The sequence below is a fragment of the Deltaproteobacteria bacterium GWC2_65_14 genome, assembly GCA_001797615.1.
Lineage (GTDB): Bacteria > Desulfobacterota > Deferrimicrobia > Deferrimicrobiales > Deferrimicrobiaceae > GWC2-65-14.
This window is the reverse complement of sequence record MGPV01000046.1, coordinates 1-7,144: the sequence shown is the minus strand read 5'-3', so window position 1 is coordinate 7,144 and position 7,144 is coordinate 1. Positions and strand designations below refer to the sequence as shown.

The window sequence follows — 7,144 nt, the reverse complement described above, 5'->3', positions numbered from 1 at the left end:
CCGCCGCGGCGGAGGTGGACTCGAGGGTCGGAAGGACGTATGCACCCTCCCGGTTCCTCAGTGCCGCCGCCGTCATCCGGCTCTGCATCGCGTAGGCGAGCTCCACGTACCCGACGGCGCCGGGGGTCTGCTTCACGATTCCCGCGACCCCTTCGTTCCCCTTTCCTCCCAGCCCCGCCGGCCACTGGACCGATTTCCCGCGGCCGACCTTCGCCTTCCAGCCGGCGCTGACCGTGCCGAGGTAGTTCGTGAAGATGTCGGTGGTCCCCGACCCGTCCGACCGGTGGGCGACCACGACGTCCAGCGCGGGAAGCTTCATCCCGGCGTTCAAGGCGACGATCCGGGGGTCGTTCCACTTCGGGATCTTCCCGAGGAAGATGTCGGCCAGGACGGCCGGGGAAAGCTTGAGCCCGCTTCCCGCCTCGCCGAGGTTGTAGACGACCGCGACCGCCCCGATCGCCGTGGGGATGTGGAGGACCGGTCCGGGGAGCCTGGACATTTCCTCGTCCGTCATGGGGGCGTCGGTGGCGCCGAAGTCCACCGTCCCCTCGATGATCTGCCGGATGCCGCCCCCCGAACCGATCGACTGGTAGTTGAAGTTCACCCCCGGCTGGGCGTTGGAATACTCGTAGAACCATTTGGAGTAGAGCGGGTAGGGGAAGGTGGCCCCCGCCCCGGTGATCGTCAGGGAGCCCTTTCCGGACTCCTTCGCGCATCCGCCGGCCAGGACGATCAGGGCGACCGCCGCCGTGGCGAGTTTGAACAGGAACGCGATTCTCATGGAAATCTCCTTCGTCGGATCTTTCGGATTACGAGAGCATTCTAGGGAAGGCGGATTACTCCGGGATGAACCCAGGGTTACATTCCTGTGAAGATCCCGAGAGGAGGACGCTGGGGGGCTACTCGTCGAGCGGCTTGCCGTCCAGGCCCACTTTCCGGGCCTTGCAGATCCGGTTCCTTCCCTGCTGTTTCGCGGCGAAGAGAGCCTCGTCCGCCGACTGGATCAGCCCGGAGGCCGATTCCCCGTCGGCGGGAAACGTGGCGATCCCCCCGCTGATCGTGATCTTGATGGGGGAGGCTTGGCCGGGGATCCGGAACTCTGCGGAAGCGATGAGCCTCCTCAGGCATTCCGCGTATGACAAGGCCTGATCCCGGCTGGAGGAGGCCATCACGACGGCGAACTCCTCCCCTCCGTAGCGGGCCACGAGGTCGGAGCTCCGGGTGTGGCTCCGGGTGATCTCGGCCAGCTTCTTCAGGACCAGGTCTCCCGCCGGGTGCCCCCAGCTGTCGTTGATCTTCTTGAAATGGTCGATGTCGAACAGCAGGAGCGACATGGGCTGAATGTAGTTTCTGGCCTGGCGGATCTCCGCTTCGAACCATTCCGCGAAGTGCCTTCGGTTGGAAAGCCCCGTCAAGGGGTCTGCCGAGGCTTCGGTCTCCGCCGACTGGAGGAACGCGGCGCTCCGGAAGGCGCTTCCGAGCAGGTCGACCAGCATCGAGGCGTAACTTCGCTCATCGCGGATCTCGGCGGCGCAGCCGGCGATGACGATGACGCCGACGATCCCCGAGGGGCCGGTCACCGGGGCGATGAGATCGGCGACCCCCACCGCCCGTTCCAGGGGCGAGGTTCCCAGGCGTTCTTTCCCCCGCAGGGCAAGGTATTCGTCCCTGGAAACGACGATTCGTTTCTGAACCACCATCCCCAGCATCCCCTGGTCGGCCGGAAGGCGCACCGATTCTTTCCATTCCTCGGGGAATCCCACCCCTTCGGTCAGGGTGAATTCCTTCCCGTCCCCGAGCGGGGTGAAGAAACCGGCCCGGGATGCCCGGAAAAAATCCTTCATGAAACGGACGGCGATGCCCGGGATGGCACTCGGGGGCAGTTTCTCGCTGAGGCGCCGCACCAGGTTCGGGATCTTGATCGAGAGGTCCTGCTTCCGGGCGAGCTCATCCTGCGCTTTCTTCAGCTCCCGGGAAAGTTCCCTCGCCTGCCGGCGGAGAGGTTCGAGATCCCCCGCCTTCTCCTCCCCGGCAAGCCTTCGCGAAGCCCTGCCCAGAAGAAACGCCGCCGCCAGCAGGATCAGGAACCCCACGATATAGAGGAAGAGGTTTTCCACCATCATCCACTGCTCCTTCTGCAGGCACGGGGCCTTCGTCCAGGGGCGTCACGCAGGGAACCCCCGGTTCTCTATCGGCCGAAACTGTCCGGAGCATCAGTCGTGCAAGGAGAATCGTCGGGTTGTCCCTCGGGGTTCCCCCGGGGAACGGGAGGCAGGAACTGCCCCGGGATCCGGATCGTGAAGCGGCTTCCCGTCCCCAGGCGGCTTGCCGCCTCGATCGTCCCCCCCTGCGATTCGACGATATGTTTCGCGATGGAAAGTCCCAGCCCCGTCCCGCCGAGGTCCCGGGATCTTCCCTTGTCGACCCGATAGAAGCGCTCGAAGATCCGGGGAATGTGCTCCGGGGGGATCCCCGGGCCGTCGTCCTCGACCTCCAGGACGACGATTTCGTTGTCACGGCGCCCGGCCACCCGGATCTTCCCTCCCTCCCGGCCGTACTTGACCGCGTTGTCGACGAGGTTCGACATCGCCACGGCGAGGTTCCCCAGGTCGGCCCGGATCGTGCCTTCCTCTCCCTCCACGGTCAGGGTCTGCCCCCGGTTCCCCGCCATCGGGCGGTGAAGGGACGCGACCCGTTCCAGGAAGTCCGGGAGGCGGATCTCCTCCTTCTCCGCCGGTGCCCGGGGGGATTCCGCCCGGGAGAGCTCGAGCAGGTCCTCGATCAGCCGCTCCATCCGGAGGGCGTTTCCGTGCGCGATCTCGATGAAGGAGGGATCGACCGGGGCGTTCTCCTTCAGGGCGTCCTGGAGGGCCTCCAGGTATCCCCGGATGTTCGTCAGGGGGGTCCGAAGCTCGTGGGAGGCGTTCGAGACGAAATCGCTCTTGATCCGGGAGAGCCGCTTCTCCTCGGTCGTGTCCCGGAGGGTCAGGAGGAGGTCCGCCCCCTTCCGCTCGTCCGGGAGAGGGACCGCGGTCGCCGCAAGGCGCAGAATCCTCTCCCCGGAGGGATGACGCACGGGCACCTCCGCCGGCGGGAGCGCCTTTCCGTCTCGCCACCCATCGATGAACCCGAGCACCCGGGGATGCCGGATCACCTCGGGGTAGGGCTGCGAGTCCCGCGGGGCCGCGACGCCCAGGAGGCGCGCCGCCTCCCGGTTCATCATCCGGACCGTCCGGTCGCCGGAGACGACGATCACCCCCTCCGAGAGGTTCTCGATCAGGGCGGACAGCCGCGACCTCTCCCGGTCGAGCTGGTGGATCGTTCCTTCCAGCCGGGATGCGGTCCGGTTCAGGGCGAACGCCATCTCCTCCAGCTCGTCCCCGGTCCTCACGTGGACGCGGCGCCGGAGGTTTCCGGCCGCAAGATCCCTTGCCGCTCCCCGCATCTCCTCGAGGGGGCCGGTCACGCGGCGGGCGCGGATCGCGGTTCCGATCAGCATCAGGAGGAAGGCGGCGAATCCGGTCCCCCAGGTGATCGTCCGGACCCGGGAAAGCCGCCGGTTCAGGTGGGCGATCGGGAGCGAAGCCCGGACCACCCCGACCACCTTCTCGCCGGAGAACAGGGGAACCGCGCAGTACCGCTGCTCCGTCCCCAGCGTGATGCTGCGCCGGGTGGAAAATCCGGTCTTTCCGGAGAGCGCATCCCGGACCTCTGTGTGGGCGGCATGGTTTTCCATGCGGGGAACCTTCGCCGCGCCGACCTCGGAGTCGGCGGCCACCTCCCCCCCGGGGAGAACGACCGTGAGGCGGGTGTCGAGCTCCCGGCCGACCCGGTCCGCCTCCGCGGCGATCCTCCCGCGGTCGGCGGGAGCGCGTTCCAGCAGCGGGCGGAACATCCCGGCCGCCAGCCGGGCCTGGTTCTCGAGGCTCTGGTCGACTTCCTCCGCGGCATACCGCTGGAACTGGAGGTACCCGGCGATTCCGGCGAAGGCGAGGGCGGTCCCCGTGATCACGAAATAGGTGAGGAAGAACTTCGTGGCGATGGAGAGGCGCCTCGCCAAGGTCTCAGCGCTCCCGAAGCCTGTATCCCACGTCCTTGACCGTCTGGATCGCCTCCGCGAGAAAGGGGATCTTCTGGCGGATCCTGGCGACGTGGACGTCCACCGTCCGGTCGGTCACATGGGTCCCTCCCCCCCAGACCTTCTCGAGGATCGCCTCCCGGGTCAGCACCTTTCCCGAGGAGGAGAGGAAGGCCTTGAGGATCCCGAACTCCTTGGAGGTGAGGGTGACGGGCTTTCCCCGGAAGCGGATCTCGTGGCGGGGCACGTCCATCCGGAGATCCCCGTATTCGTGGACCCCTTCCCCCGGCTCATCGGGCGCCGCGAGGGTCCGCCGCAGGACGGCGCGGATCCGGGCCACGACCTCGCGGGGGGAAAACGGCTTGGGGATGTAGTCGTCCGCCCCCAGCTCCAGCCCGACGATCCGGTCCGTCTCGTCCCCCTTGGCGGTGAGCATCACCACGGGGATGTGGGCCGTCCCGGGGCTGCTCCGGATCTTCCGCAGCAGCTCCAGCCCGTCCATCCCGGGGAGGAGGATGTCGAGAAGGACCAGGGCCGGTTTCTCCTCCCGCACCTTCGTCCAGCCGGTCACGCCGTCCGGCGCGGTCGAGGGCGAGAACCCCTCCTTGCGGGTGCAGTGCGCGAGAAGGTCCCGGATCTCCCGGTCGTCTTCCACGATGAGGATCGATCGTCCCAAGGTTTCCTCCGGGGCGAACCCGGAACCATTATATCGAGGATGCCGGGATTTTTCCGTTCTGGGTCTTGAGGTAGGAAGGCGGGACCACGATCCGGAGGGTGACGCCGGTCATCCCTACCCGGACGGGGAGGGGGCCGAGGTAGTCCCCGTCCACCTGGGCCGCGGAGGGGACGCGGCACCTGACGAGCACCGTGTCAACCTCCCGGCACAGGACGTCCGGGGAGGAAAGGTGCGTCCCGCGGAAGGCGGAAAGGGCGAACCGCACGATCGGCCAGCGGCCGGTCCTGCGGAGGGCGACCACGTGCAGGGTGTCCTTCAGGAGGCTGCCTTCCGGGGCCATCGTCACCCCCCCCCCGTACATCCTCCCCCGGAGGACCAGGACCGCCTGCGCCTCCACCCGTTCCTTGTCCGGAAACTCCATCCAGAGGGTCGGCTGTTCCCGGAGGAGGTGCCGCGCCCCGGCGAGGTAGTATGCCCCGATCCCCAGGAGATTCTTCTGGCGGGAGTTCATCCGCTCCAACACCTCGGCGTCGAACCCGGCGGAGGCGACCAGCAGGAAAAACCGGTCGCCGGCCTTGGCGAGGCGGACCTCCACCGTCTCCCCCCCGGACAGGAGCGCGAGACACCCCTCGACCGTCTCCGGGAGACCGACCTCGTCGGCGAAGACGTTCCCGGTGCCGTGCGGGAGCACCGCCAGCCGGGTCGCGCTTCCGGCCAACCCGTTCGCCGCCTCGTTGATCGTACCGTCCCCCCCGACCGCAAGGACGGTGGAAAACCTCTCGTGCGCGGCCTCCCGTGAGAGGAGGAGGGCGTCGCCCGGCCCCGTCGTTTCCCGGACCTCGAAGGAGATTCCGGCTTCGGAGAGGATTTCCTTGGCCCGGGAGATCCGGTTCACCGCCCTGGGGCCGGCCGCCGGGTTGTAGATCACGCGAATCATATCCCGGGATTATAGCTTCGCGGACCGGGGGGAAGTGGGATATCTTCTATCCTATCGTGGAGCGGTTCCGGTTCGACAGAGGCGGAGGATCCCCGGTCGTGGCGGCCCACCGGGGGGCGAGCGACCGGGAGCCGGAGAACTCCCCCGCGGCCTTTTCCCGTTCGGTGGCGGACGGCGCGGACATGATCGAGCTCGACGTCCGGCTCTCCGCGGACGGGGTCCCCGTCGTGCTTCATGACGAGAGGACCGGGCGAACCGCCCGCGAGAACCTCCGGGTGGACCGCTGCGGCTCGGCCCGCCTGCGGAGGGTGCGGCTGAAGAACGGCGAGCCGATCCCCCTTCTGGCGGACGTGCTCGACCTGGTGGGGGGGAAGGTCCCCCTGAACCTCGAGGTGAAGGTCCCGGGCGGCATGGCGGCGGTCCGCCGGGCGCTCGGCGAGGCGAGGTACCCGGGGGAGATCCTCCTCTCCTCCGGCCTGCGGGAGGAATGCGCGGCCGCGCGGTCGCTCCTGCCGGAGATCCCGTGCGGCCTGGTGACCGGCCGGCCTTCCGCCTCGGACATCGCCTTCTGCCTGCGGCACGCCCTCCCGTCGATCCATCCCGATCACCGGCGTCTCACCGTCCTGCGGATCCGCAAGGTGCTCGATTCGGGCCTGCTGCTGTTCCCGTACACGGTGGACGACCCGGATCTCTTCCTCCGGCTGGTCGGATCCGGCGCCCGCGGGGTCTTCTCGAACCGCGCGCAGACCCTGCGGGCGGCCTGGCGCGAGAGGAACCGTGGGGGCGGTTGACCGGCCGGTCGACCTGGCGATTCTCGGCGGCGGCATCACCGGGTCCGCCGTGGCCAGGGACGCTTCCCTGCGGGGACTTTCCGCCGCCCTCTTCGAGCAGGGGGATTTCTCCTCGGGGACGACCTCGCGCAGCTCCCGCCTGATCCACGGCGGGCTTCGGTACCTGGAGGGGCTTCATTTCGGGCTCGTCCGTGAGTCGCTTCGGGAGCGGGACTGGATCCACCGACGCCTGACCCACCTGCTTCGCCCCGTTCCGGTCCTGATTCCCGTCTACCGGGGAGACGGCCGGGGGATGCTCCGTGTCCGGGCCGGGATGTTCCTGTACGGCCTGCTGGCCCGCCGGACGGCGCTTCCCCGCCCCGGAACGGTATCCGCCGCCGCCGCGATCGAACGCGTCCCCGGCCTGCGCCCGGAAGGGCTTGCCGGGGGGGCGGTCTTCCACGACTACCGGATTCCGGTTCCCGAGAGGCTGGTCTTCGAGAATCTGCTCTCCGCGGTGGAGGCCGGCCGCAAGGGCGGTGGATCCCGGGTGACCGTGCGCAACCATGCCACGGTGGAGGGGATCGCCTGCTCGGAGGGGATCTTCCGCTTGCGGGTCCGCGACCGCCGTACGGGGAACACGGAAACCGTTTCGGCGCGGGTCGTGATCAACGCGACCGGAC

Annotated in this window: 6 protein-coding genes and 1 pseudogene (1 of these 7 cut by a window edge); 2 read left to right on the top strand and 5 right to left on the bottom strand. The window is 68.4% G+C overall.

The window, feature by feature from the left end; genetic code table 11:
• The 5 genes from A2X88_08660 to A2X88_08640 all read right to left on the bottom strand — a co-directional run.
• Positions 1 to 781, bottom strand: the 5' portion of a protein-coding gene (locus tag A2X88_08660; protein ID OGP33689.1) for a phosphate ABC transporter substrate-binding protein PstS. The gene continues 284 nt to the left of window position 1, outside the view; 781 of the gene's 1,065 nt are visible here — the first part of the coding sequence; the start codon lies at positions 779 to 781; its stop codon lies off the left edge, out of view.
• 118 nt (positions 782 to 899) lie between these two features.
• Positions 900 to 2,123 (bottom strand): hypothetical protein, encoded by a 1,224-nt coding sequence (locus A2X88_08655; protein ID OGP33688.1) that lies wholly within the window; start codon positions 2,121 to 2,123, stop codon positions 900 to 902.
• 65 nt (positions 2,124 to 2,188) lie between these two features.
• The gene (locus A2X88_08650) at positions 2,189 to 4,060 is read right to left on the bottom strand and encodes a hypothetical protein (GenBank protein OGP33687.1); all 1,872 of its coding nucleotides are present in this window, start codon (positions 4,058 to 4,060) and stop codon (positions 2,189 to 2,191) included.
• A 4-nt stretch (positions 4,061 to 4,064) separates the two neighbouring features.
• Positions 4,065 to 4,754 (bottom strand): hypothetical protein, encoded by a 690-nt coding sequence (locus A2X88_08645; GenBank protein ID OGP33686.1) that lies wholly within the window; start codon positions 4,752 to 4,754, stop codon positions 4,065 to 4,067.
• A gap of 28 nt (positions 4,755 to 4,782) precedes the next feature.
• On the bottom strand, positions 4,783 to 5,691 hold the full coding sequence (locus A2X88_08640; protein ID OGP33685.1) for a hypothetical protein: 909 nt from the start codon (positions 5,689 to 5,691) through the stop codon (positions 4,783 to 4,785).
• A gap of 56 nt (positions 5,692 to 5,747) precedes the next feature.
• Here A2X88_08640 and A2X88_08635 point away from each other — a divergent pair, with 56 nt between their 5' ends.
• Together A2X88_08635 and A2X88_08630 are read left to right on the top strand one after the other, a co-directional pair.
• Positions 5,748 to 6,482 carry a hypothetical protein gene (locus tag A2X88_08635; GenBank protein ID OGP33684.1) on the top strand — a complete coding sequence of 245 codons (735 nt, stop codon included), beginning with the start codon at positions 5,748 to 5,750 and terminating at the stop codon, positions 6,480 to 6,482.
• Positions 6,469 to 7,144, top strand: a pseudogene (locus tag A2X88_08630) (hypothetical protein). The gene A2X88_08635 and the pseudogene A2X88_08630 overlap by 14 nt, the downstream one beginning before the upstream one ends.

Coding starts and splice junctions, on each gene's coding strand:
- A2X88_08655 (OGP33688.1), bottom strand. CDS start 2,123: ATGATGGTGGAAAACCTCTTCCTCTATATCGTGGGGTTCCTGATCCTG.
- A2X88_08640 (OGP33685.1), bottom strand. CDS start 5,691: ATGATTCGCGTGATCTACAACCCGGCGGCCGGCCCCAGGGCGGTGAAC.